This is a genomic window from Halopseudomonas maritima (genome assembly GCF_021545785.1).
Lineage (GTDB): Bacteria > Pseudomonadota > Gammaproteobacteria > Pseudomonadales > Pseudomonadaceae > Halopseudomonas > Halopseudomonas maritima.
The window spans coordinates 31,394-53,346 of the sequence record NZ_CP079801.1 but is presented as its reverse complement, the minus strand read 5'-3'; the positions used below and the strand labels follow the sequence as shown (position 1 = coordinate 53,346).

Genomic DNA, 21,953 nt, shown 5'->3' with positions numbered 1-21,953 from the left:
CAGATTGAATCAGCCCGCGTATCAAACCCTATTGGCTGCGGTGATCTGCCTGGTTACTGACGGCATCGACGCGCCAGCAGCCATCCACCGCCAACGACAAGGCCAATGACTGCCAGGGCGAACAGCACCAGACTCAAGCGATGGTTGGCGATGAACTGCTCTCGACCGTTTTTCTTTACCTGCTCCCAGGCGCGGTAATCCGCCGGGACTTCAATGACCTGATTGCGCTCAACGTATTCGCGATAGATCTGCATCAACTGCGCTACCTTCTCGGGCTGCTGCTCGGCCAGGTTATGGCGCTCCAGCGGGTCTTGTTTGACGTTGAACAGTTGCGGTCCGGTGCGTGCGGGTATGGCGCTGGTACTGGAGCTAACCAGCTTGTAGTCGCCCAGCCAGACCGCGATGCCGCCGGCCAGCTCGTACACGGTGGGATGGTCCGGCGCATGCACGCGCTCGGCTTTGCCTTCCAGCAGCGCGCGCATGCTGGTGCCCATGATCGGGTGCACCCTCTGGCCGCGATAATCGCCATCGGGCTGCGCGATGCCTGCCATGTCCAGCAGGGTCGGGGCGATGTCGGTGACATACCCAAAGCTGTGGGTTCGGGTGCCGGGGGTGATGTGTCCCGGTTGGCTGACGATCAGCGGTACGCGCATGCCCCCGCTGAACGGCGAGCCCTTGTAGGAGTAGAAGGGCGTGTTGGAGGCATAGGCCCAGCCAGGGCCGTATTCGCTGTAGCTGCCGGGGGCGCCGAGTACTTCGACGTCGGTGTTGTAGCGCAGGCGGTAGAACAGTGGGGCGACTTCCCGCAGCACGGTGGACTCGCCGCCATTGTCACTCATGAACAGAATCAGGGTGTTGTCGTACTGACCACTGCCCTTGAGATAACGGATGACCTTGCCCACGCTTTGATCCATGGCTTCGGCCATGCCGGCAAACACCGCCATTTGGCGAGTGCGGTAGGCCTTTTCATCGTCCCCCAGCGAGTCCCACTCGATGTGGGTGCGCTGATAGAAGGTGCCCCAGTCATTCGTCACCGGGTTGTCGCCGCTGTCGGGCAGCAGGCCGCTGGCCAACTGGCGCTGGTAGCGATCTGCCCGGATCCGGTCCCAGCCTGCCTCGTACAGCGTCTCATAGCCCCGGATGTACTCTTCGGGCACCTGATGCGGCGCGTGCACCGCCTGAAAGGCCAGGTAGCCAAAGAAGGGCTTGCCCTGCGCGCGGCCGCTGTCGATATAGCTGATCAGCTTGTCGGCATAGGTGAAGGAGGAGTAGAAGCCCTCTGGCAGGGTTACGGGCGCGCCATCTTCAATCCAGGTGGCGCTGCCGCCAGGCAGGTAGTGCTTGGCCTCCCAGTTGTCTGCGCCGCTTTCCATCAACGCAAAGGAGCGGTCAAAACCGCGCGCCACTGGCTGACTTTGCGCACGGGCACCCAAGTGCCATTTGCCGGCCATGTAGGTACTGTAGCCGGCATCCTGCAGCAGACTGGGGAGGGTGACCACGCTGTCGTTCAGCCAGCCTTCGTAGCCGGGCTGCCCCTTCTGATTGTCCGCCATGATCTCTTTCATATTGCCCATGCCGACCAGGTGGTTGTCCACGCCGGTCAACAGCATCGAGCGCGTTGGCGAGCAGGTTGCAGCCACATGGAAGTTGGTGAACTGCAGACCTTCGGCGGCCAGCTGATCGATATTGGGGGTGCGAATCTCCCCGCCGTAGGCGCCCAGATCACTGAAGCCCAGGTCATCGGCAACGATCAGCAGTATGTTGGGACGGCTGGCCGCCAGGGCGGAAGTAAAGGCGCAGCTCAGGGCAAACAGGCAGGTAAAAGAGAGCAGACGACGCATGATCTTGTCCTTATTAGTCTTCTGACGGCGTCATTATCACTGGCTGCGTTGGCTGACGCTGCGACCGAGTGTAGCCAACGGACTGTCTCTGGCAGCCAGTCGGCCGCAATCGCGTCTCCTGAGGTGTGCCGACGACTGGTCTTGCTCTCTGGCTTTGCAAGGGGCCTCTGGCGGTCTATGGTCAATGACATAACCCGGCAAGAAGCCGTCCAGCAGTCTGATTCACGCCGACCACCCCCGTTCACGTGGAGACCGACCCCATGCTGGTTATCCTGCACGGCTGGAGCGACAGCTACAGCTCCTTTCGAGGCCTCGCCAAGCGCCTCGCCAACCCGCCGCCTGACGGCATTGCCGCCGATGTCGCGGATATTCACCTCGGTGACTACATTTCCCTCGACGATCAGGTGACGTTCGCTGACCTGGTGGCGGCACTGGACCGTGCCTGGGATGACCGGGGCCTGCCACGCTCACCGCGCAGCGTGGACGCCATTGTGCACAGCACCGGGGGGCTGGTAATCCGCGATTGGTTGCGACGCTTCGGCGCGTCCGAACGGCCGGTGCATCGGCTGCTGATGTTGGCGCCGGCCAATTTTGGCTCGCCGTTGGCACATACTGGTCGCTCGGTCATTGGCCGAGCGGTCAAAGGCTGGAAAGGTACCCGCCTGTTTGAGACCGGTGCGCAGATTCTCAAGGGGCTTGAGCTGGCCAGCAGTTACAGCTGGGAGTTGGCTGAGCAGGATCTGTTCAACCCTGACTCGCCGCTGGGCGACGGCAGTCTTTTGTGCACTGTACTGGTTGGGAATGCGGGTTACAGCGGTATTGCGGCCGTGGCCAACAAGCCGGGAAGCGACGGAACGGTGCGTGTCTCGACCGCCAATTTGCAGGCTGCCCGCATGCTTGTCGACTTCAGCCAGGCCGCTGGCACCGCGCCGCAGATTGATTATCAGGAGGCACCGGCGCAGGGGCTGGCTTTTGCGGTAGTTGATGGCGAGGACCATGGCAGCATCACCGCCAAGGGGCGGGGCACCCGCGAATCGATAACCTGGAGCCTGATCTGTGGGGCACTGATGGTACCTGACAGCGGCTTTGCCGCCTGGCGGGCGCGGCTGGAGCAGCACACCGCCAGCGTTACGGCGGCGGCCAGTAAGCGCCCCGGCGATCATTTCAACGCCTACCAGAATACGGTGGTTCGGGTGCTCGATAACCAGGGCGCGGCGGTGACCGACTACGTTATCGAGTTCTACTTCAACAATGACCGGACACGTCGCGACCGCCGTCTGACCAAGCAGGTGCAGGAGCAGGTTGTCAGTTCGGTGCACGTCTACTCCCAAGCCAAGCAATATCGCAGCCTGTTAATCAACTGCGATCGCCTGTACGCGCTGTACGAGCGGCCGGATGACCGTTTGTACATGAGCATCACCGCCTGCCCGGAGCTGGCCAGCAACAAGGTGGGGTACCGCACCTACGGCGACGACGACATTGGCGCGCTGATGCTTGATGCCAACCAGGCGCGCGACCTCTTTCGCCCCCATCGCAGCCTGTTGATTACCCTGTGTCTGAAACGCTACCAGCAGGACGATGTGTTCCGCTTCAAGGATGTGTGAGCCGGGCTAGACCCTAGGGAACCTTTGGCGTGCCCTGCGCATCACAGATTTCGTAACAACCGAAGGAGCTTTGAGCGGATGCGCGCGCATTACTTGCAACACGTCGAATTTGAAGGCCTGGGTATCATCGAAGACAGCCTGCGGCGGCGGGGCATTGAGGTCAGCGGCACCCGTCTTTACGCCGGTGACAGATTGCCTGAGCTGGCCGACGTCGATTTGCTGATCATCATGGGCGGCCCCATGAGCGTTAATGACGAGGCAGAACTGCCTTGGCTGGCGACTGAGAAGGCCTTCATCCGTCGTGCGTTGACTGAGGACAAGCGAGTGCTGGGTGTCTGTCTTGGTGCCCAGTTGATCGCCAGCGCGCTGGGGCAGCGGGTTTATCCGGGCGTGGAGCGGGAGATCGGCTGGTTTCCGGTGCGTGGAAATACACATCACAATGGCGCTGCGTTTCGATTTCCCGGCACGGCTGAGGTACTGCACTGGCATGGCGAAACCTTTGACCTGCCGGCTGGTGCCGTGCTCCTGGCATCCAGCACAGCCTGCCGTCATCAGGCGTTCCAGCTGGGGCGCTCGGTGATCGGTCTGCAGTTTCACCTGGAGGCCAACCGGCCGCTGCTCGACGCCTTTGTCAGCGCTGACGCTGGCGCACTGGTGCCCGCTACCTATGTACAAAGCGCCGAGCAGATTCTACAGGTCAGTGACGCACAGCTGGCGAGCACGGCAGCGTTGCTTGAACAGCTGATGGATTACCTGTTGGAGGAGCAGTAATGTTCAGAACAAGCCTGATCGCAGCGCTCGCCATCACCGCTGGCTGCGTTCGACTGCCTACTGGCGTTGAACCTGTCAGCCCCTTTGACGCGGAGCGATATCTTGGCACCTGGTACGAGGTGGCCCGACTGGATCACAGCTTTGAACGGGGGCTGAGCCAGGTGACGGCCGAGTACAGCAGCGGTGAGGCAGGCACCATCAAGGTTATCAATCGTGGTTGTAACGCCGAGAAGGCTGAGTGGAATCAGGCTGAGGGCACGGCAAAGTTCGTCGAGGGTACAGACACCGGCTTTCTCAAAGTGTCTTTCTTTGGGCCTTTCTACGGTACCTACGCGGTATTCGGCCTGGACGAGGACTACCAGCACGCGTTCGTTTCCGGCCCTAATCACGATTATCTCTGGTTGCTGGCGCGCGAGCCAAACCCGGGCGAGGAGGTCAAGCAGGCCTTTGTTGACGCTGCCAGCAAGCGGGGTTTTCCCCGTCGATAAGCTAATATGGGTGGAGCAGGGCGACAGCGTCTGTCAGTAAAGCCCCAAAACTGGGCATGGCGAGAGCCGGGCAGACGCGGTAGTCTGAAGACCGAATAATAAAACTGCGGAGCCGAGTCATGCTGGACATGACCACCCTGATGCTGGTGCTGGCGCTTACTACCGCGACAGCTGTTGTCTGTCTGTTGGTGGCTGCCGCGCTTAACCCTCAGGTTCCTGCGATGCGCTTTTGGGCAACGGGGCTGACGGTTGTAGTGGCTGGGGCCTTGTTGCAGGCGGTTCGCGAGCAGTTGCCGCTATGGATTAGTGCGGTGGCGCTGACCCAAGGTTACTTCCTGCTGTGGTGGGGTGCCCGCAGCTATCGTCACGGCGGCTCGCCGGAAGGCTTGTGGCGGGCAATGCTGCTGTTTCTTCTCGCCCAAGGCCTGGCCTTCTTCATACTGCGCGATTCGCTGCGCTTCAGCATCATGACCCATAGCGCCATTGTGGTTGTGGTCAGCGTGCTGATGGCCGCCGAGCTAGTGCGTGTCAAGGCGTCTCAGCGCACACTCACGCTGGCCTGGTGCTTCATCTGGGGGCTGCACGCAGCACTCTACGCCCGGCGTTTCGTGCTTTACATGCTAGACCCGGTCTACATCCAGGCGGTTACCTTCGAGCAGGCCGAACCGGTCGAAGTCCTTACTTATCTCGAGGGCATTGTATTTATCTACGCGTTCTCGATGCTCTGCATCATGTTCCTGCTGCGTCGGCTGCAAGAAGAACTCAAGCAGCAAGCTACCCATGATCCGCTGACCAATCTGCTCAATCGCCGTGCATTTGAGGAGGCGGCGCATCGGCAGTTGGCAGCTAACCGACGCCTAGGGCACGAAGGCGGTCTGATGCTGCTGGACCTGGATCGTTTCAAAAGCATCAATGACACCTGGGGACACCAGGTCGGGGATCGGGTACTGGCGGCCTTTGCGCGGTTATTGAACCGCCAGCTCCGCGAACAGGACCTGGCCTGCCGTTTTGGTGGCGAGGAATTTCTGCTGTTGGTCTCGGGCGTTAATCAGCAGCAGCTGGCCGCCATGGCCCAGCGCCTGCGCGAGCAATGGCAGGCCACCGAGATCAGGGTTGGCGATGGAACCCTCAGTACCACTGTTTCTATCGGCTTCACCATGGTCGGCCCCGCGCCGCTGCACTTGCTGGTAGAGCAAGCGGACCAAGCGCTTTACCGCGCCAAGGAGTCCGGGCGCAATTGTGCCCACGCCTGGGAGGCGTCGCCGCTGGCACAGTAGTTGAGGATGTCTGGCGATACATAAGCGGGTGGCAGATTTTCCCGATACGCATCTTGTTTTTGTCTACTCTGTCAAATAGAGTGCTTTGCAACGATAAAAACAAAGATCACGGATATTGCCATGTCCCCTTCACGCGAGGAGGCCGCCCTGGCACTGCGCGAAATCAGTAACGTGCAGGCCCGCGTCGCCGGTTTTCAGGATTACCGTTTCGAGGCCAGTCAGCTGATCCTCTGGGGCGTGCTCAATATAACGGGTTGTGTACTCACTGCGTTGCTGCAGTCTTACCTACTGCTGATCTGGGGCTGCGTTGCGACCACCGGCGTGCTGGTAGGTGCCCGCATGGCCAAAGCCAGCAGCGATTCGCCCGGGGTGGTACCGCGCTACCTGCTCATCGTTCTGTCGATATTGCTCTTCGACGTTATTCTGCACCTGCTGTTCTGGCCAATCACGCCCCGTCAGGGCGCCATGATCGTGCCCTTGTTTGTGGCCACCCTCTATGTCATTCGCGGGGCCCAGTCGCGTCCTCGCTACATTGTGATTGGCACCGCGCTGGCCACGCTTTGCTGTTGCACCTACCTGTTTGCCGGCGCCGCCTATTGGTGGCTGCTGGCGCTGAGCTGGGGCGGCACGCTGGTAGTCTCTGGCTGCTGGCTGCGGAGGTGCTGATGCAAACGCCCAACGATCTGATTCATCAGCCTGTGCGCCTGAAAATAATGGCAGCACTCAATACCCTGGGCTCCAGCCAGTGGCTGGACTTTGTCTCGCTGCGCGGCATCGTCGACACCACCGACGGCAACCTCGGCGCGCACCTGGGCACGCTTGAAGGTGCCAACTATGTCCGTATCAAAAAAGACTTTGTCGGCAAAAAACCGCGTACGCGGGTTTGCCTGACGGCAGGGGGGCGTGAGGCTTTTGGTCAGTATGTGGCCGAGCTGCACGCCATCCTCACACCACAGAACATCGACGGCTGACCAGCCAACGCATGCAAAAGCACTTACAACAAACACAACAATCGGGGTTTCCATGCAGAACCGTTCCTACTCCCTAAACGCCACCCGCTGGCAGCAGCGCTTGCGGGCACTTTCACTGCTGGTACTGCTCGGGGCCGGCGGCACCTCGGCCGGACTGGTGCTGGCACAGGCCGAGACGAACGCAAGCCAAACAGCTGTCACAGAGACCACAGTTGCTACGGAGGCATCGACGGCCGCAGCTGTCAGCGCCGCGCCGGTTGCGGCTCCAGCCCCGGTGGTGGCAGAGCACACCAGCTTTGGGGTGAAAGAGATGTATCTGCAGGCCGACCCGCTGGTCAAGTCGGTGATGATTCTGCTGGTGTTTTGCTCTCTGCTGACCTGGGCGGTGCTGCTGGAGAAGATTTTTGTCTTCGGCCGTGCACGGCGTCGCAATACGCGCTTTCTCAAGGCGTTTCGTGCGGGGCAGCCCGAGCAGCTGGGTGACCAGCTGGAGCACAGTGCGATGGGGCGCATGTGGCAGGTGGCACAGGGCGAACTGCGGCATTTTCGCTCTCTCAGCGTTGAGAAGGACGAGCCGGACCGCATCAATCGCCTGTTGCAGCGCATTGCCCTGACCGCCGGCATTGTGCAGGAGCGCGATCTGGCGCGGATGGGCAGCATGATGGGCGTGCTGGCGACCATCGGCGCTACCGCGCCCTTTATCGGCCTGTTCGGCACCGTGTGGGGCATCCTGAATAGCTTTGCCAGCATCGCTACGCTGAAGTCCGCCAGCCTGGCTGTGGTGGCTCCGGGTATTGCCGAGGCGCTGTTGGCCACCGCGCTGGGTTTGTTCGCCGCTATCCCCGCGGTGATGATCTTCAACAAATTTGCCCGCGACATTAACGGCTTTGTCGGCGCTCTGGACAACTTCTCTGCCGAGATGATCGCCAGCGTTTCGCGTCAACTGGACGAAGGGCGCTGATATGGGAATCCAGCTGAACTCAGGGCCGCTGGTCAAGCGGCACAATTATCAGGAAAACGCAGAAATGAACATCACGCCCTTTGTGGATGTGATGCTCGTGCTGCTGATCATCTTCATGGTGGCCGCGCCGCTGGCGACCGTGGATGTGCCCGTCGACTTGCCCAGCAACGCCGCAACGCCAAACCCGCCACCGGAAGACCCTGTCTATGTCAGTGTGCAGGCCGACGGTACGCTGTTTGTGCAGGAGCAGGCGCTCAACCTGGAGCAACTCGCCGCGGGCGTGCACGCCATTACCGGTAATGATCTGCGCACGCGGTTGTTCCTGCGCGGGGATAAAACGGTGGAGTACGGCACGCTGATGCAGGTGATGAACACCCTGCAAAAAGCCGGTTATGCGCAGATCAGTCTGGTCGCCTCGGAAGAACTGGAGCCCTGATGGACACGAACGCAAACCGCAGCCGCTGGCCAGTGCGCCTGCTGGTCGCGGCGGTGTCGGTCGGCTTGCACGTGGCGCTGTTGGTCTGGTTGATGGGCGCGCAGTTTCGCCACCAGCCGCTGCCGGCTGGCCCCGAAGCCATTGCGGTGGATATCTATGTGCCTCCGCCACCTCCGCCACCTCCGCCGCCAGAGCCAGAGCCAGAGCCTGAACCGGAGCCCGAACCTGAACCGGAGCCGCTTCCCGAGCCGCCCAAAGCGCGCCCGGCGCCACGGCCCACGCCGCCGGCGGCACCGCCTAAGCCGAGTGGTCCGCCAGTGCACAGCTTTGGCGCCAACCAGCAATGGGCCGCGCCACCGAGCCCGCCGCCGACAGCGCAGGCCAGCAGTCGAGGGCGCATGGCGCCGTCGGGCTACGCCGATACGGTCAAGGGCAGGGTAACTGCGCAACTGCGCCGGCCCGCAGGGTCGGTCTATAAGCCGCCGCCCGGCTATCAGGGTGACCCGGAAGACTTCAAGCGCCAGTGCTACATCCCCTATGAAATCACCGTGGATGGCAGCGGGCAGATGCTGTCTTTTGAGATCGACCGTTGTGGGGATGCGGCGCTCGACCAGGCAGCCGAACAGGCCATTCGTCAGGCGGGGCCGTTCCCACCGCCGCCCGGCGGTGGTTCTGGACGCTACACCATTTATGGCACAGCTATTTTTATTGATTGATCAGGGAGTGAACGCATGTTGAATCTATCGCGCAGCGCATTGATCGCTCTGACCGCGCTGCTTGGCGCCTGCGCCAGCAGTCCGCCGCCCGGCCCCAAGCCCAAGCCTGACCTCACCCCTCGGTTGTCGTCGCTGCCTGCACCGGGGAGGGCCAGTTTTGACTGCAGCGGTGCCTTGCCCGAGGTGCATCGGCAAATTTGCGACAACGATAGCCTTGCGGCTCAGGACAGAGCCTTGGCCGAGCTGTTGCACAGTCGCCTCGATGAACTGGACCTGCCAGGTGCGCTGGTTCTGGCGGCCAGCCAGCGACAGTGGCAACTGGCCCGCGCCGGCTATTGTGGCCTGGGAAACGACACCGATACGGCGATGATCAGCAACCCCGACGCACAGCAGTGTTTGCAGCGCCTGTACCAAGAGCGCACTGAGCAGATTCGCCGCTGGCCGATGCCGCAGGCGGCGGCGCGGACCCAGCGTCACGCCTGGGCAAGCTATGCGGAGTTTCGACTGGTTGATGAGCAGCGTCCCGGCTTCTGCGGGCCCATTGCCGCCGCGCTCAATAGTGCGCTGGCTGCCAAGGGTGACCCGAACATCGCTCAGCTGGGCGGCGCCGAGCTGCTGGCCGGTAACCGCACAGACGCCCATGACGTCAGTCGTAACGGCCACCGTTACCGGGTCGAGCTGTATAACGCAGGCCTGTACGCTGGTTATCAGCAGCGTGCGCGGGGGTTAGTGATTGATGATCGGGTAGTGATGGATCATCGCACCTTACCGGCCTGGGTCGCCAAGCAGCCCAACTACGGCGGGCGGGCCAACGCATCGTCATCGCAAACCAGCGATTACGCCAGTATCGATCTGTTCAGCTATCAAGGCGAAACGCTGGCGCTGGTCAATGAAACCTGGGGCTTTTACTCACCCGCAGCGCGGGGTGAATCTGCTTACGCCGGCGTGTATGCCCTGGGCGCCGAGCTCCAGCCGTTGTGTTTGATGCAAAGCTATCTGACGCCGCCGCGCACCGACACCCTGCGCGGTCTACCCACCTTTGCCTTGCTGGATGCAGAGCTGAACAGCTTGGCCGGAGATCCGTTGCCGGGCTATTCCCAGCAAGATCGCCGCGATCTGCACCAGCGTTGGAAAGAGCGTCAATGGACGCTGCTCAACCTGCCGCTGCTGGGTGTGGACGAATACTCGCGCAGCGGCCGCGAAGCAGCCGTTCGCCAGCGCCATGACGCTGCCATGGATGCCTTCTTCGCCTGGTCGGAACGCAATCTCAGCAACAAGCAGCGCTACCGGCGCATCATGCCGCTGCTGGCACCGGCGCAGCGTGAATTGGCTGGCATGTTTGTCGAGCAGGGTTTGACCGCAGAGGAAGCCGAGTTGGCAGCAAACCTGCTTTTCCATGAGAGTTTTGCCCGCAGCATGGAAAACCTGCAGGTGCCTGAGCAGCTCCCGGCGGAGCTGGCTGCACCCTTTGCCCGTTATCAGCCACGCTATGCCTTCGCGCCTGAGCCGGGCGCGCTTGAGCAGGGACGGCAGTTTGCGACGCTGCATAGCGTACTGCTGAACGGTGCACCCCTGAACGTGGTGAACGATTTTATTGCCTACGAAACCGAGGTACTGGGGACTGCACGCGGGCAGGGCGCCGACGGCGATACCGCGTTGATGGCTGCAGTTGCCAGCCCTGAGGCCGTCAGCCTGTTGCTACAGCAGGGCTTTGACCCGAACGCCGGTAATGACTGGGGCAAGACGCCACTGATGGTGGCGGCGCAACAGGGTGAGGTGGAATCCATCCGCCGCCTGCTTGCGGCGGGTGCCAATGTGCACGCTGAAACGCGCAGCGTAACTGGCGCAGGTGTCGGCGGCCCGGATCGTCGTGAAGCAGCCGATGGACGCCAGACGGCGCTCTTGCTGGCCGCAACCAGTGCTAATGAAGCGAGCATTCGCAGTCTGATGGAAGCCGGCGCCATGCGACAAGCCTGGCGCGGGTACGATGCGCAGATTTGCCGGGCGGTGGCAGGCAACACTGAGCTGTCGAACAGTCAGCGCGACAGCTTTAAAGCCTCCGAACTCTGCGCCAGCACCTATGCACCGCTGCCGGTCAGTGCGCAGACAGTGGTGGATATTCGTGCCGGTGATGAGCTGCAGGTACGTGAAGACGGCAAGCTATATCCGGTGCGACTGCTTACCAGGCCCGCTGCCACGCTGTTTGGTCGAACCACTCAAATGGCGCCAGACGAACTGCTGCAAGAGATCGGAGGCATGGCAGTCAACGTGGCGGTCACGGCCCAGCGTCGCGGCAAGGTGCGCATCTCAGGCCCACTGAACCTGGTGTTTGATGACCTGGCCAGCAACACCCCCGAGCAGCTGAATTTCATGGTTGCCTACGCGGTAGATGGCACGCCCGTACCGCAGGCGGGTTATCAAGCGCGCCAGGTGCCTGAGCAGAAGGTGCTGAGCCTGGATTACGACGCTGCGCAACATAGCGTGGAATCGGCTTGGCGAGCCTTGTACAGTGCGGCCTATACTCAAGGGCTGAAACCTGCTCCAAGCGGATATGTTGTTATCGATAACCGCGGCGCTCGTCGTATCAGCTATCAGTTGCTGGTCAGCGACCAATACGAGGAGTGAGCAGCTGAGGTGTGCTGGCGTTTCGTCTGTGCGCTGCCAGTCAGCGTGCGGTCGAAACGCCAATAACTGTCAGGACCACAAGCCCGGCTTGCACATGCCGGGCCTTTGTCATAAGGGATGTTTGAATGCTGCGAACTCTGCTTCTGGTCGGTGCGGCCAGCTTCATGGTCGGCTGTGCAACAGCAGGCATGACTCACTCCGAGCTACCAACCTACTACCTGCCCAGCGACCCCTCTACCAAGCTCAGCCAGTACGTGGCAAAGCAACGGCCTGCAGATGACAGCCAGTCCGGCTTTGTTCTGCTGCATGACGGCGCCGACGCCCTGGCGGCCCGCATCAAGCTGATCGACATGGCTCAGGACAGCCTCGACATCCAGTACTACATCTACAACATCGACACCACCGGTGGGCTAGTGACCGAGCACCTGCTCAAGGCCGCCGACCGCGGTGTTCGGGTGCGGCTGCTGCTGGATGACGTTGGCGCGGGCCTTGAAGACTTCAAGGTGTCGACCATTGATCTCCATCCCAACATTGAAGTGCGTTTGTACAATCCGCTCAGCCTGCGCAACGATTGGTTGAAACTGTTCAGCAAACTGGGTGAGTTCGGGCGCATCAATTATCGAATGCACAACAAACTGATCGTTGCTGACAATCAGGCGTTCATTACCGGCGGGCGCAATATTGGGGATGAGTATTTCGCCCTGAGCGATGTCGACTTTCAGGATGTTGACGTGCTGGGGATTGGGCCAATCAGCGACGACGCTTCGAACAGCTTCGACGACTTTTGGAATAGCGGCATCGCGATACCTATCCATGTCATGGCTGAGGAGTCCAGTGCCGAGGACCTGAGCGGCATGCGCGCGCGCCTGGGTTCAAACACCCGTGCCGCCGAGCGCAACCCCTACGTACAGGCGGTGGAGCAATCGACCTTCCTGACCGGTATGAACAGCGAAACGCTGGATTGGCATTGGGGCAAGGCCCAATGGTTTTATGATGACCCCTCCAAGTCTGATCCGCATGGCGATGGCAATGGGGTCGCCTTTCTCGGTCGAGTGCTGATTGAGCCAATCAAGCAGGTAGAAGAAGAGTTGCTACTGACCTCTGCCTACTTTGTGCCACGTGATAGGGGCGAGCGTTTTCTGCTTGGCCTGGTTGAACGAGGTGTAGACGTCTCTGTACTCACCAACTCACTGGCCACCACTGACGTATTGGCGGTGCACAGCGGTTATGCCAAGTCTCGCGAACCCTTGCTTGAGGGCGGGGTAAATATGTGGGAGCTGCGGCCCATTGCTGGCCAGCAGGAGCGCGCAAGCCCTTTTCTGGGTGAATCGCTGGCCAGTCTGCACGCCAAGACCTTTGTGTTTGATCGCAAGTCAGCCTTTATCGGTTCGGTCAACCTGGACCCGCGCTCCATCAAGCTGAATACCGAGGTGGGAGTGCTGATCGAAAACGAGGCGTTAGCGCAGGAGATGGTGGCGCTGTTCCAGCGCTGGACCTCGGAGGATTACGCCTTTGCTCTGAGCCTGAATGATGACGGCAGTATGCGCTGGAGCGCAGAGGGTGAGACCTGGGACAGCGAGCCGGACGTCAGTCGTTTTCGCCGATTCATGAGCTGGACGCTGGGCTGGTTGCCGATTGCCGGCCAGCTGTGAGGTTGGCCGGGTTCAGGCGCGCCAGCCGGACAGCGCCTCCAGGTAAACCCGTGCGTGGCGCTGTACTGCGTCTGGGTCGCCCAGCTCGATGGCCTGGTGCAGCGACTCCAGCGGCTCGGCCACCCGGACCCAGGCACCGCCCAGGGCCAGCAGGTCGCCTTCAAGCTGGTAGCTCAGCTCTTCGAGCTGAGTGAGAACCTGCCGGTCCACCGGTTGCTGCAGTAATTGCTCCAGAGTGCGGCTGTGGTCATGCAGCTGCAGCACCGCACTTTGACGTGGCAACAGGCTCTGAGTGGTGGAGTGTTGAGTTGCCAGCATGGCGGGGCTCATCATGCTGACGGTCAAGCTGACGGGGACCAGATAGACTTTCATTGCAATCTCGCAAACGATAATCAAACTCATTTGAGTGTAGCTACCGCATCGATGAATGCAAGCCCTTTCTTTTTGTGATGACAAACGGCCCACACATCTCTGCTGTTTACAGCAAGGGGCTCAAAAAGAACATGCCGCGTTCGAGCATTCGTGCGGCCCGAGAGCGCTGCTTCCAGCGCTCCAGATCGAGTGGGGTGCTATCACCAAGATAGCCGTCAAGCAGCCTGCGAATGCTGGCGCAGCCCTCTGGCGAGAACAGTGCCAGGGTCAGCTCGAAGTTGAGCTGCAGGCTGCGGATATCCAGGTTTACGCTGCCGACCAGCGCTAGCTGGTCGTCCATCAGCATAGCTTTAGTGTGCAGCAGCCCGCCGGCGAACAGGTGGATCTCGCCTCCGGATTCGAGCAGCCGCTCAAAGTACGCACGACTGGCCCAGCTCACCATGCGCGAGTCATTCCGCTGAGGAACCAGTACGCGGACCCGCACACCGCGCCGTGCGGCTTGGCATAGCGCGTCAAAAATGGCTTCCGACGGTACGAAATAGGGTGTGCTGATGGTGATGCTGTCGTTGGCGCGGTAAATGCTCGATAGCACGGCTTGACCAATCAGGTCTTCACCGGTGCCCGGCCCCGACGGCAATACCGAGAGCCAGTTGTCGCAGGCCGGCGGGTTTGTCGGCGCTGGTGCCAGCCGCCGAAGGCCGGTTTCAAGCTCCCAGTCCCACGCGAATACCTTGTTCAAACCGTGCGCTGCCGGCCCCTCCAAACGCAGCATGACATCGATCCACTGGCCTACCTTGGCTTCCTTCTTGAAGTAGCGGGGGTCGGCAATGTTCATGGAGCCGCTGTAGGCAATTTTGTCGTCAATGACCACCAGTTTGCGGTGCAGGCGCAGGTCAATGCGCTGTGCCAGTGCGCGCAGCAAGCGCACCGGCAAGGCTGGCACCACTTCGATGCCGGCATCGATCAATCGCTTGCGCCAGGGGGAGCGGAAAAACCGGCGGCTGCCGGCGTGGTCAATCAGCAAAGACACTTTCACCCCACGCGCCGCAGCGGCTATCAGCGCTTCGGATAGGCTGTCTACCCGGCCGCCTGGAAACCAGATGTAGGTTTCCAGATGAATGCTCTGTTGTGCGTTGGCGACATCCTGGCACAGCCGGGCGAAAATTTGTTCGGGATTGTCCAGCAGTTCCAGTTGTTGATAACCCAGCGCCCCCTGTCCCAGACGTTGTTGCAGCATCTGGTGAATGCCTTGTACCAGAGAGCCGCGAGGCAACGAGCCGGCAGGGGGCTGATAGTCTTCGGAGATGCTGTCGAGAAAGGGCTCGACCATGCTTTCGGCGCGCCGTGCACGCTGGCGGCCAAGGTTCAACTCGCCCAGCATCAGGTAAAGGACAGCGCCAAGCACCGGCAGAATATAGATAACCAGCAGCCAGGACAGGGTGACACTGACTGGCGTGCGTTTGGCCAGCACCCGCAGGGTGACCGCCGCAGTAAAAAGCCAGTAAAGTACAAGCAGGGCGATGCCCAGGATGCGTTCGAAATAGTCCATGAGAGTGAACAGAAAGGCGCTGGCTGAGTCGAACACGCAATCTAGCAGGAAATCCCACCGTTAAGAAATCGTCAGCGAGACCCTGAATCCCATGTTGCCATTCTCCTTCGTTGATCGACTGCGCTATCTGGTCGAGCGCCAGTTTATCAAGGGCGCGCACTATCAGTTGCTGGTAGTCGCCGCCTTCATCGCGTTGATCTCGGTCGTCGGCGGGTGGCTGGTGTGGCCCAGCAGTGGCGACGGCACGCTGGCTGACTCGGTCTGGTGGGCGTTTTTGCGTCTGACCGATCCCGGGTATCTGGGCGATGACGAGGGTACCTGGCGGCGCATTGTATCTACCGTCCTGACGTTGAGCGGCTACGTTGTCTTTCTGGGTGCCCTGGTCGCCATCATGACCCGTTGGTTGATCGCCATGATGGTCAAGCTGGAACAGGGGCTTACTCCGGTTACCGTGACCGGCCACATTGTGATTCTGGGCTGGACCAACCGCACCATTCCCTTGGTACAGGAAATTCTGGACGTGAACGGCGGCATCCAGCGCCTGCTGAAAGCGCGTCTGACCAAACGCCTGCGACTGGTTATTCTGGCCGAGGAGGTCACCGCGGAGCACGTCCATGAGCTGCGCGCCATTCCGCTGATCCGGCGCAATATGAGCAGCATCATTTTGCGTTCCGGTACGGCGCTGCAGCCTGAGGATCTGGATCGCGCCGCCTGCCTGCAGGCGGCGGTTGTGCTGATTCCGGGGCGCATGCAAACCGCCGGTGGCCTGGTTAGCAGTGATGTGGAAACCATCAAGGCGCTGTTGACGCTACAGGCGCAGGCTCAGCAGCGGGGCATTACACCACCTTATGTGGTGGCTGAAGTGGACGACCGCCGCAAGCTCACCGTTATGCAACGCGCCTATTCAGGCCCGTTGGAGGTGTTGGCCAGTGATGCACTGGTCAGCCGCTTGTTTGCCCAATCGATCATTCATCCGGGGCTGCCGGAGCTGTTTGGCGAAGTGCTGACGGTCTATGACGGTAACGAGTTCTACATCCGTTCGACCGACAACTGCGTGGGCATGACGCTGGCCGATATCGGTAGCCGCGCACCGGAGGCGATTGTCTGCGGTCTGATGCGTCCCGACGGCGGCAGCTGGAAGATCTGGCTCAACGCGCCAAGCGGCGAACTCATCCAGGCTGGCGACAAGGTCGTCATGCTGGCCCGCGATTACGTCCATGCTGAACCGCTGGCAGAATCCAGTACCCCCTTGCGCCCGCTGCAGCGCCCGGCGCTCGCCCCGCAGCGCCAGACCGGCGGTTTGAAGCGGCTGCTGATTCTTGGCTGGAGCCGACGTGTGCCTGCCTTGATTCATGAGCTGGCGGGCTATGGTGACTTTCGTTTTGATGTGCACATGGTGTCGGTGCTCGACCCGGCAGAGCGCATAGCCGCTATTCAGGCCTACAGCCCGGATACTGGTCGAGTAGAGTGTCATCACGTTCAGGCTGACTATATGGTCGAAGGGGCTCTGCGCGGGCTAATAGAGCAGCGGTTTGACTCTATCTTGCTGATTTCCTCGGATCGACTGGAGTCCGGCGAGGAGGCAGACGCCCGCGCCATGGTGGGCTATCTGATTGTTGACGAGCTGCTGCGCGAACGCACCCAGCGCCCGCAACTGCTGCTGGAGTTGAGCGACCCAGCCAACGAAGCGCTGGTGGTGCGCAAACGCGGAGAAACCATTGTCGGGCCGACCATTCTTAGCCACCTGATGGCGCAGATAGCCCAGCGGCGCGAGTTGGGACTGATGTTTGAGCACCTGCTCACCACCGGCGGACCCGAGCTGGTGTTCCGGGGGCTGCAGGACTACCCGATGCAGAGTGTTACGACCTTTGCGGACCTTGAAGCGGTGATCGCGCTGCAAGGCGACACCGCGCTGGGCATTTACCGGGCCAAGGCAGACAGCGAAGGCCGACGCCTGCAGCTCAATCCGGCACGGGACAAGCCGCTGCGTCTGGGCGAGGGAGACCAGCTGGTGGTGCTGGCAACGCTGGAGAGCAACTAAGCGGTGTTACAAGCAGTTGTCGGGCTTGGGCAAGCCCGCCAGCTTGCTGCCCAGTTTGGCCGGGCTGCCCGGAAACAGCCCGAGCAGATACATGCTATTGCCTTTGTCCTTGCCCAACTGCTGTCCGACGTATTTCACCAAAGGGCGCATCGCAGGGGATAGCTGGTAGGTCTGATAGAAACTGCGCAGCAGATGGATGACCTCCATGTGCGCGGGCGTCAGCTCAATGCCCTCACGACGCGCCAGCTCTGCGGCAACGGCTTCGCTCCAGTCATCCAGCGACTGCAGAAAACCCTCCTTGTCCAACGCAATGGCACGCCCGTTTACTTGCATTGACTGGCTCACCAGCTGAGCACCTTGTCATGGCTAATGCACAGCTCGACCATTTGCGCGTAGTCGATGAGCATCACTCTGCGCGGCAGATCATCGATTGGCAGGCCGCGGGCCTGAACATCGCTCTCCAATGCGTAGAGGCCGACACTGCCTGGCAACAGCTGCATAGCGTTGGCTGAGCTGGTACGTGGCAGTAGGGCATACACCGCATCCTCGATCAGCAACAGCCCCTGGTGCGGCCCCATTACGCGCAGGCTGCTGGCAAAGTGCGTGTCGTCTTGCGGCGCGTGACGCAAAATATGCAGTATCGTCGTGCTCATAGCGTCACCACCTGATCATGATGGTCCAGCAGGCTTGCGATTTCCGCGCCGTCTATTGCCTTGGCGGGCAGCAGAAAACGCCCGGGTTGCAAGCCTCGCTCCCCCAATGAGTGATGGCAGACGTAGATATCCTCCACGCCGAACATTGGCAGGGCCTGCAGGTTGGCAGCCAGTGGTTTTTGCTCGATCAGCGCCGACTCCTGCCCGGGTAGCAACTGCAACACGCCCGCATCCATGAACAACATGCTTACCGGTACACCAAAAGCAGCAGCAGCCAAGGCCAGGTCCAGCGCTTCGCGCGCTGCTACTGCGGTAGGAGGCTGGCGGCTGATGACCAGCAGGCTCTTCAGTTCAGGTGCCAAAGGTCACCGCCCGGTCTGCGGTTTGCAACGCATCGACCCATTGTCCCAATCCGGATAACGCCCAGGGCTCGCCTGTGTTTGCGGCTGGCCGCTCCCAGCGGTCTGCCTCTGCCTCGTTTAACACACCGCGCCGCAGCGCAGCGGCAATGCAGACTACGGCGTCCAGCTGGTTGTCCTGAATAAAGGCGCGCCAGCGCTGGGCCAGGTCGCATTCATCCTGCGGCTGCACGCCTAGGGTAGAGGCTAGATGGACGGCATCGCGGTAAAAGAACAGACGGCTGATCTGGTGTCCGCCCGCCAGCACCGCCTCGGCAAACTTGAGGGCACTACGCGCAGCCGGATCCTGCGGACCAGCCAGCAGGGCAATGGCAAACTTCATGGTGTCGAACTCACAAACGAAAATGGCCCACCAAAAGGTGGGCCATTGAGTATAACGCAGCGCTCTCGATCAGTCGTCGCTGAAGATACCCAGCAGTTGCAGCAGGCTGAGGAACAGGTTGTAGATGGAGACGAACAGGGTAATGGTCGCCATGATGTAGTTGTCTTCACCACCATGAATGATGGCGCTGGTCTGATACAGGATCACCGCAGAGGAGAACAGCACAAAGCCTGCGGAGATTGCCAGTTGCAGGCCGCTCATCTGGATGAAGAAGCTCGCCACAACGGCGCACATTAGAACGATACAACCCGCCATGATAAAGCCGGACAGGAAGCTGAAGTCCTTACGGCTCAGAATGGCGTAGGCCGAGAGGCCAAAAAACACCACGGCCGTCATGCCCAGCGCCATGGCCACCAGCTGACCGCCGTTAGGCAGCGACAGGTAGGCGTTCAGGATCGGCCCCAGGGTGTAACCCAAAAAGCCGGTAAAGGCGAAAGTGCTGACCAGACCCCAGCCGGAATTACGCAGTTTGGTGGTCAGAAACAGCAGGCCGTAGAAGCCGACCAGGGTAATGATGATGCCGGGGTAGGGCAGGTTCAGGCTCATGGACACAAAGGCCACGATGGCACTGAATGCCATGGTCAGAGCCAGCAGTGAATAGGTATTGCGGAACAGCTTGCTGACTTCCGCCTCACTGACGCCGGCGTGTTGAAGGGTAGTGTTGTGTTCCTGCATGTTCATGCACCGCTCCTGTATTGAAAATCGGGATCCTCCAGATACTGTCTGATAATACGGGTTGATGCTGGCAAATCAAGCGCGCAGGCTGCGCGAAGTATTTCCATTCGTGTGCAGTAGCCCAACTTGCAGCCTCGGCAACAACTAGCCAGCGTACCCCATTGACTCAACAGGGATTTCCGGTACTATTGCCGCCCGTGGAGGGATGGCAGAGCGGTTGAATGCACCGGTCTTGAAAACCGGCGAAGGTGAAAGCCTTCCCAGGGTTCGAATCCCTGTCCCTCCGCCATTATTCGACTTCAAAGCCCCGTATATCGGGGCTTTGTTGTTTCTGGGGCTCGGCGGCCGAAACTGTTCGAGTCCATCGCTGAGGCACAACAACACGCTACGCGATGGATCTGGACATACAATCACGAACGACCAAATATGGCCTTGGGAGACATCACCCCTAAACAGAAGCTGGCCCTCGCGGCCTGACATCAACTTCTGGTGAGTACTAAAAATGGGGGGGTACCGGGTGGTCAGCGATTAGCTGACGTTTCTTGCGCGGGTGTTTGATTGAGGCGGTGACGGTGCTGCAGCGTTAACCGCAGCACCGTCGCCTGCTACAAGTCGCGCGGGGTGCCGGATCAGATCGCTTCGCTGGCGAAGTGATAGCTGGCTAGTCGCGCAGCCAGCTCGGCCTGCTTGCTGGTGCAACGGTACTGCGCAACCACACCGCGCTTGTCCTGCTGGGCGACGTCAACCGATTCCAGCTCGGCGCCCAACGCCTCGGCTTCGCGGCGCACGGTGTGCTCGATTTCACGCATCACCAGTGCCGGTTTGAAGGTTTTGCCCACCGCGGTCAGCGGCAGGGCGTCAAGCAGGATCAGATCTTTCGGCACTGCGGCGCGCTCGGCAATGTGCTGAGTCGCGTATTCAAGCAGTTCGGCGGTGGTTGCCGGCGCGCCCTGACGCAACTGCACATAGGCAACCGGCAGTTCGCCCGCATGGGTATCCGGGCGGCCAACTGCGGCGCACATGGCAACGGCCGGGTGGGTGGCGAGTACGTCTTCGATACTGCGCGGGTCAATGTTGTGCCCGCCACGGATGATCAGCTCCTTCTTGCGGCCGGTCAGCCAGAAGAAACCGTCGGCGTCACTGCGGCCCAGATCACCGGTGTTAAACCAACGGGTGCCATCTGGCGTTTCGAACCAGGCGCCCTTGTTGTGACTGGGGTCCAGATAACCCATGAACACGTTGGCTCCGTTCAGGCAGAGTACGCCGGGCTCATCCACCTCGGCGTCGCGCAGCCACTGGCCGTCGTTATCCACAATCATGGCGCGCATGTCCTGCCAGGGCAGACGGATGCCGACCGAGCCGACCCGTGTGTTACCCGCTGCCGGGTTGACCGACGACACACTGGTGCTTTCGGTCAGGCCGTAGCCTTCAAGAATGCGTTGGCCGCTGTGCTGCTCAAAACGGCGGATCAGCTCGGCCGGCATCGGTGCAGCGCCGCAGATGGCGACGGTCAGCGAGCTGGTATCCCAGTCGCCAATCGGCACCTGCAGGAGGCCCGCGTAGATGGTCGGTACGCCCGAGTAGCTGCTGACCCTGTGAGTGGCAACGACTTCCCAGAAACGCGGGATCAGACCCGGTGAGCGATAACCGGCCGGGGTGGCCAGCAGCACGTGACCACCGGCGGCAAAGACTGCCAGGCCGGTTGCCAGCAAGGCGTTGACATGGAACAGCGGCAGGGCAGTGAGCACGGTACGGCCATGCCTGAGTACCGCCTCGCCGATGACCGCGTCGAGCTGGCTGCTGATCGCGACCTGGTTGCGTTGGCTGTGCAGCGCGATCTTGGGCAGGCCGGTGGTGCCGCCGGTGCAGAAGTAGGTGGCGATGTCATCTGCTGCCGGTGGCTCGAAGTCCAGGCTGTCGCCATTTTCACCGCTCAGCGCCTGCTCAAAGTTCAGCACCGCCAGCTTGCCGATTGCTGCCGGGTCCCGGGACGCAGCGGGCGTCAGATAGCGTTCGCCGGTCACCTGCAGCACGCCCTGCAATTCCGGCAGGTCGGCGCAGGCCTGTAGCGTGCGTTGGTTCATGTCGGCGTCCAGCGCTGGGTCAACGGTGACCACCCAGCGTGTCTTGGCGGCCTGCAGCAGCTGCGCCATCTGGGCCGATTCCAGCTGGTTGTTGACCGCAAAGGCGATGCCTGCGGTTGATGCGCCCCACATCGCGAAGTGGGTTTCCGGCAGGTTGGGCAGAATCACCGCAACCACGTCGCCGCGCTGTACACCGAGACGACGGAACAGATTGGCCGTGCGAGTGACGTCGGCCAGCAGCTCGGCGTAGCTCCAGCGGTGTGGCTGTGGGTGCTGATCGACCGTGAGGAAGAAGCTGAGCGCGGGGGAGTCGGCAAAGCAACTGGCGCTACGTTGCAGCAGTGCATAGGTGCTGGAGAGGTCGGTGTTGGGCAGCGGCGCTTGCTCGATGGCAAGCAGGTCCTGATAGCTGGCGATCATCTGGATTCACTCGAAT

21 protein-coding genes, 1 tRNA gene and 1 pseudogene are annotated in these 21,953 nt (G+C 61.1%); 14 read left to right on the top strand and 9 right to left on the bottom strand.

Annotated elements, in window-relative coordinates:
- Nucleotides 1–53: 53 nt before the first annotated feature.
- Nucleotides 54–1,841 carry an arylsulfatase gene (locus HV822_RS00250; RefSeq protein WP_238871690.1) on the bottom strand — a complete coding sequence of 596 codons (1,788 nt, stop codon included), beginning with the start codon at nucleotides 1,839–1,841 and terminating at the stop codon, nucleotides 54–56.
- Between the two features lie 260 nt (nucleotides 1,842–2,101).
- Between HV822_RS00250 and HV822_RS00245 the strand changes: the two genes are divergently transcribed.
- The 11 genes from HV822_RS00245 to HV822_RS00195 all read left to right on the top strand — a co-directional run bounded on the left by HV822_RS00245 (nucleotide 2,102) and on the right by HV822_RS00195 (nucleotide 13,342).
- Nucleotides 2,102–3,445, top strand: coding sequence for an esterase/lipase family protein (locus tag HV822_RS00245; protein WP_238871689.1), 1,344 nt, complete (start codon nucleotides 2,102–2,104; stop codon nucleotides 3,443–3,445).
- Between the two features lie 78 nt (nucleotides 3,446–3,523).
- Complete coding sequence (locus tag HV822_RS00240; RefSeq protein ID WP_238871688.1) at nucleotides 3,524–4,216, top strand: type 1 glutamine amidotransferase; 693 nt, start codon at nucleotides 3,524–3,526, stop codon at nucleotides 4,214–4,216.
- Entirely contained in the window at nucleotides 4,216–4,704 is a 489-nt protein-coding gene (locus HV822_RS00235) for a lipocalin family protein (RefSeq protein ID WP_238871687.1), read from the top strand. Before HV822_RS00240 ends, HV822_RS00235 begins: the two co-directional genes overlap by 1 nt.
- Nucleotides 4,705–4,823: 119 nt before the next feature.
- Nucleotides 4,824–5,981: a GGDEF domain-containing protein gene (locus HV822_RS00230; protein WP_238871686.1), complete on the top strand. Its 1,158-nt coding sequence runs from the start codon at nucleotides 4,824–4,826 to the stop codon at nucleotides 5,979–5,981.
- Nucleotides 5,982–6,101: 120 nt separating this feature from the next.
- Nucleotides 6,102–6,647, top strand: coding sequence for a hypothetical protein (locus HV822_RS00225; protein ID WP_238871685.1), 546 nt, complete (start codon nucleotides 6,102–6,104; stop codon nucleotides 6,645–6,647).
- Nucleotides 6,647–6,952 (top strand): winged helix-turn-helix domain-containing protein, encoded by a 306-nt coding sequence (locus tag HV822_RS00220; protein WP_238871684.1) that lies wholly within the window; start codon nucleotides 6,647–6,649, stop codon nucleotides 6,950–6,952. The genes HV822_RS00225 and HV822_RS00220 overlap by 1 nt, the downstream gene beginning before the upstream one ends.
- Before the next feature lie 52 nt (nucleotides 6,953–7,004).
- On the top strand, nucleotides 7,005–7,913 hold the full coding sequence (locus tag HV822_RS00215) for a MotA/TolQ/ExbB proton channel family protein (RefSeq protein WP_238871683.1): 909 nt from the start codon (nucleotides 7,005–7,007) through the stop codon (nucleotides 7,911–7,913).
- A 1-nt stretch (nucleotide 7,914) separates the two neighbouring features.
- Complete coding sequence (exbD, locus tag HV822_RS00210; protein ID WP_238871682.1) at nucleotides 7,915–8,349, top strand: TonB system transport protein ExbD; 435 nt, start codon at nucleotides 7,915–7,917, stop codon at nucleotides 8,347–8,349.
- Nucleotides 8,349–9,065 (top strand): TonB family protein, encoded by a 717-nt coding sequence (locus tag HV822_RS00205; protein WP_238871681.1) that lies wholly within the window; start codon nucleotides 8,349–8,351, stop codon nucleotides 9,063–9,065. Before exbD ends, HV822_RS00205 begins: the two co-directional genes overlap by 1 nt.
- Before the next feature lie 15 nt (nucleotides 9,066–9,080).
- A complete protein-coding gene (locus tag HV822_RS00200; RefSeq protein WP_238871680.1) occupies nucleotides 9,081–11,690 on the top strand; it encodes an ankyrin repeat domain-containing protein in 2,610 nt (869 codons plus the stop codon).
- A 125-nt stretch (nucleotides 11,691–11,815) separates the two neighbouring features.
- The gene (locus HV822_RS00195) at nucleotides 11,816–13,342 is read left to right on the top strand and encodes a phospholipase D family protein (protein WP_238871679.1); all 1,527 of its coding nucleotides are present in this window, start codon (nucleotides 11,816–11,818) and stop codon (nucleotides 13,340–13,342) included.
- Nucleotides 13,343–13,354: 12 nt separating this feature from the next.
- Here HV822_RS00195 and HV822_RS00190 read toward each other — a convergent pair whose 3' ends face one another.
- Both HV822_RS00190 and cls read right to left on the bottom strand, forming a co-directional pair.
- On the bottom strand, nucleotides 13,355–13,714 hold the full coding sequence (locus HV822_RS00190; RefSeq protein WP_238871678.1) for a DUF6746 family protein: 360 nt from the start codon (nucleotides 13,712–13,714) through the stop codon (nucleotides 13,355–13,357).
- A 106-nt stretch (nucleotides 13,715–13,820) separates the two neighbouring features.
- Entirely contained in the window at nucleotides 13,821–15,263 is a 1,443-nt protein-coding gene (cls, locus tag HV822_RS00185; RefSeq protein ID WP_238871677.1) for a cardiolipin synthase, read from the bottom strand.
- Nucleotides 15,264–15,354: 91 nt separating this feature from the next.
- On the opposite strand from cls, the gene HV822_RS00180 reads away from it, so the two are divergent.
- Nucleotides 15,355–17,304, top strand: a complete 1,950-nt coding sequence (locus HV822_RS00180; protein ID WP_238871676.1) for a CASTOR/POLLUX-related putative ion channel — start codon at nucleotides 15,355–15,357, stop codon at nucleotides 17,302–17,304.
- A gap of 6 nt (nucleotides 17,305–17,310) precedes the next feature.
- Here HV822_RS00180 and HV822_RS00175 read toward each other — a convergent pair whose 3' ends face one another.
- The 5 genes from HV822_RS00175 to HV822_RS00155 form a co-directional block, all read right to left on the bottom strand.
- Complete coding sequence (locus tag HV822_RS00175; RefSeq protein ID WP_238873654.1) at nucleotides 17,311–17,637, bottom strand: TusE/DsrC/DsvC family sulfur relay protein; 327 nt, start codon at nucleotides 17,635–17,637, stop codon at nucleotides 17,311–17,313.
- A gap of 8 nt (nucleotides 17,638–17,645) precedes the next feature.
- Nucleotides 17,646–17,957, bottom strand: coding sequence for a sulfurtransferase complex subunit TusB (gene tusB / locus HV822_RS00170; protein ID WP_238871675.1), 312 nt, complete (start codon nucleotides 17,955–17,957; stop codon nucleotides 17,646–17,648).
- Nucleotides 17,954–18,319, bottom strand: coding sequence for a sulfurtransferase complex subunit TusC (gene tusC / locus HV822_RS00165; RefSeq protein WP_238871674.1), 366 nt, complete (start codon nucleotides 18,317–18,319; stop codon nucleotides 17,954–17,956). Before tusC ends, tusB begins: the two co-directional genes overlap by 4 nt.
- Nucleotides 18,309–18,698: a sulfurtransferase complex subunit TusD gene (gene tusD / locus HV822_RS00160; RefSeq protein ID WP_238871673.1), complete on the bottom strand. Its 390-nt coding sequence runs from the start codon at nucleotides 18,696–18,698 to the stop codon at nucleotides 18,309–18,311. Before tusD ends, tusC begins: the two co-directional genes overlap by 11 nt.
- A gap of 69 nt (nucleotides 18,699–18,767) precedes the next feature.
- Nucleotides 18,768–19,433, bottom strand: a complete 666-nt coding sequence (locus tag HV822_RS00155; protein ID WP_238873653.1) for a Bax inhibitor-1/YccA family protein — start codon at nucleotides 19,431–19,433, stop codon at nucleotides 18,768–18,770.
- 199 nt (nucleotides 19,434–19,632) lie between these two features.
- Between HV822_RS00155 and HV822_RS00150 the strand changes: the two genes are divergently transcribed.
- Together HV822_RS00150 and HV822_RS00145 are read left to right on the top strand one after the other, a co-directional pair.
- A tRNA-Ser gene (locus HV822_RS00150) sits at nucleotides 19,633–19,722 on the top strand.
- Nucleotides 19,723–19,784: 62 nt separating this feature from the next.
- A pseudogene (locus tag HV822_RS00145) lies at nucleotides 19,785–19,910 on the top strand (integrase core domain-containing protein); the annotation flags it as partial.
- Between the two features lie 152 nt (nucleotides 19,911–20,062).
- Here the strand turns inward: HV822_RS00145 and HV822_RS00140 are convergent.
- Nucleotides 20,063–21,937: an acyl-CoA synthetase gene (locus tag HV822_RS00140; protein WP_238871672.1), complete on the bottom strand. Its 1,875-nt coding sequence runs from the start codon at nucleotides 21,935–21,937 to the stop codon at nucleotides 20,063–20,065.
- Between the last annotated feature and the right edge of the window lie 16 nt (nucleotides 21,938–21,953).

What these genes read in the sequence shown, in the direction of transcription:
- HV822_RS00140 (WP_238871672.1), bottom strand. Translation starts at nt 21,937, where the DNA reads ATGATCGCCAGCTATCAGGACCTGCTTGCCATCGAGCAAGCGCCGCTG.
- HV822_RS00235 (WP_238871687.1), top strand. Translation starts at nt 4,216, where the DNA reads ATGTTCAGAACAAGCCTGATCGCAGCGCTCGCCATCACCGCTGGCTGC.
- HV822_RS00200 (WP_238871680.1), top strand. Translation starts at nt 9,081, where the DNA reads ATGTTGAATCTATCGCGCAGCGCATTGATCGCTCTGACCGCGCTGCTT.
- tusD (WP_238871673.1), bottom strand. Translation starts at nt 18,698, where the DNA reads ATGAAGTTTGCCATTGCCCTGCTGGCTGGTCCGCAGGATCCGGCTGCG.
- cls (WP_238871677.1), bottom strand. Translation starts at nt 15,263, where the DNA reads ATGGACTATTTCGAACGCATCCTGGGCATCGCCCTGCTTGTACTTTAC.
- HV822_RS00205 (WP_238871681.1), top strand. Translation starts at nt 8,349, where the DNA reads ATGGACACGAACGCAAACCGCAGCCGCTGGCCAGTGCGCCTGCTGGTC.
- HV822_RS00225 (WP_238871685.1), top strand. Translation starts at nt 6,102, where the DNA reads ATGTCCCCTTCACGCGAGGAGGCCGCCCTGGCACTGCGCGAAATCAGT.
- HV822_RS00230 (WP_238871686.1), top strand. Translation starts at nt 4,824, where the DNA reads ATGCTGGACATGACCACCCTGATGCTGGTGCTGGCGCTTACTACCGCG.
- HV822_RS00155 (WP_238873653.1), bottom strand. Translation starts at nt 19,433, where the DNA reads ATGCAGGAACACAACACTACCCTTCAACACGCCGGCGTCAGTGAGGCG.
- tusB (WP_238871675.1), bottom strand. Translation starts at nt 17,957, where the DNA reads ATGAGCACGACGATACTGCATATTTTGCGTCACGCGCCGCAAGACGAC.
- HV822_RS00175 (WP_238873654.1), bottom strand. Translation starts at nt 17,637, where the DNA reads ATGCAAGTAAACGGGCGTGCCATTGCGTTGGACAAGGAGGGTTTTCTG.
- HV822_RS00180 (WP_238871676.1), top strand. Translation starts at nt 15,355, where the DNA reads ATGTTGCCATTCTCCTTCGTTGATCGACTGCGCTATCTGGTCGAGCGC.
- HV822_RS00250 (WP_238871690.1), bottom strand. Translation starts at nt 1,841, where the DNA reads ATGCGTCGTCTGCTCTCTTTTACCTGCCTGTTTGCCCTGAGCTGCGCC.
- HV822_RS00195 (WP_238871679.1), top strand. Translation starts at nt 11,816, where the DNA reads ATGCTGCGAACTCTGCTTCTGGTCGGTGCGGCCAGCTTCATGGTCGGC.
- HV822_RS00190 (WP_238871678.1), bottom strand. Translation starts at nt 13,714, where the DNA reads ATGAAAGTCTATCTGGTCCCCGTCAGCTTGACCGTCAGCATGATGAGC.
- HV822_RS00215 (WP_238871683.1), top strand. Translation starts at nt 7,005, where the DNA reads ATGCAGAACCGTTCCTACTCCCTAAACGCCACCCGCTGGCAGCAGCGC.
- HV822_RS00245 (WP_238871689.1), top strand. Translation starts at nt 2,102, where the DNA reads ATGCTGGTTATCCTGCACGGCTGGAGCGACAGCTACAGCTCCTTTCGA.
- HV822_RS00240 (WP_238871688.1), top strand. Translation starts at nt 3,524, where the DNA reads ATGCGCGCGCATTACTTGCAACACGTCGAATTTGAAGGCCTGGGTATC.
- exbD (WP_238871682.1), top strand. Translation starts at nt 7,915, where the DNA reads ATGGGAATCCAGCTGAACTCAGGGCCGCTGGTCAAGCGGCACAATTAT.
- HV822_RS00220 (WP_238871684.1), top strand. Translation starts at nt 6,647, where the DNA reads ATGCAAACGCCCAACGATCTGATTCATCAGCCTGTGCGCCTGAAAATA.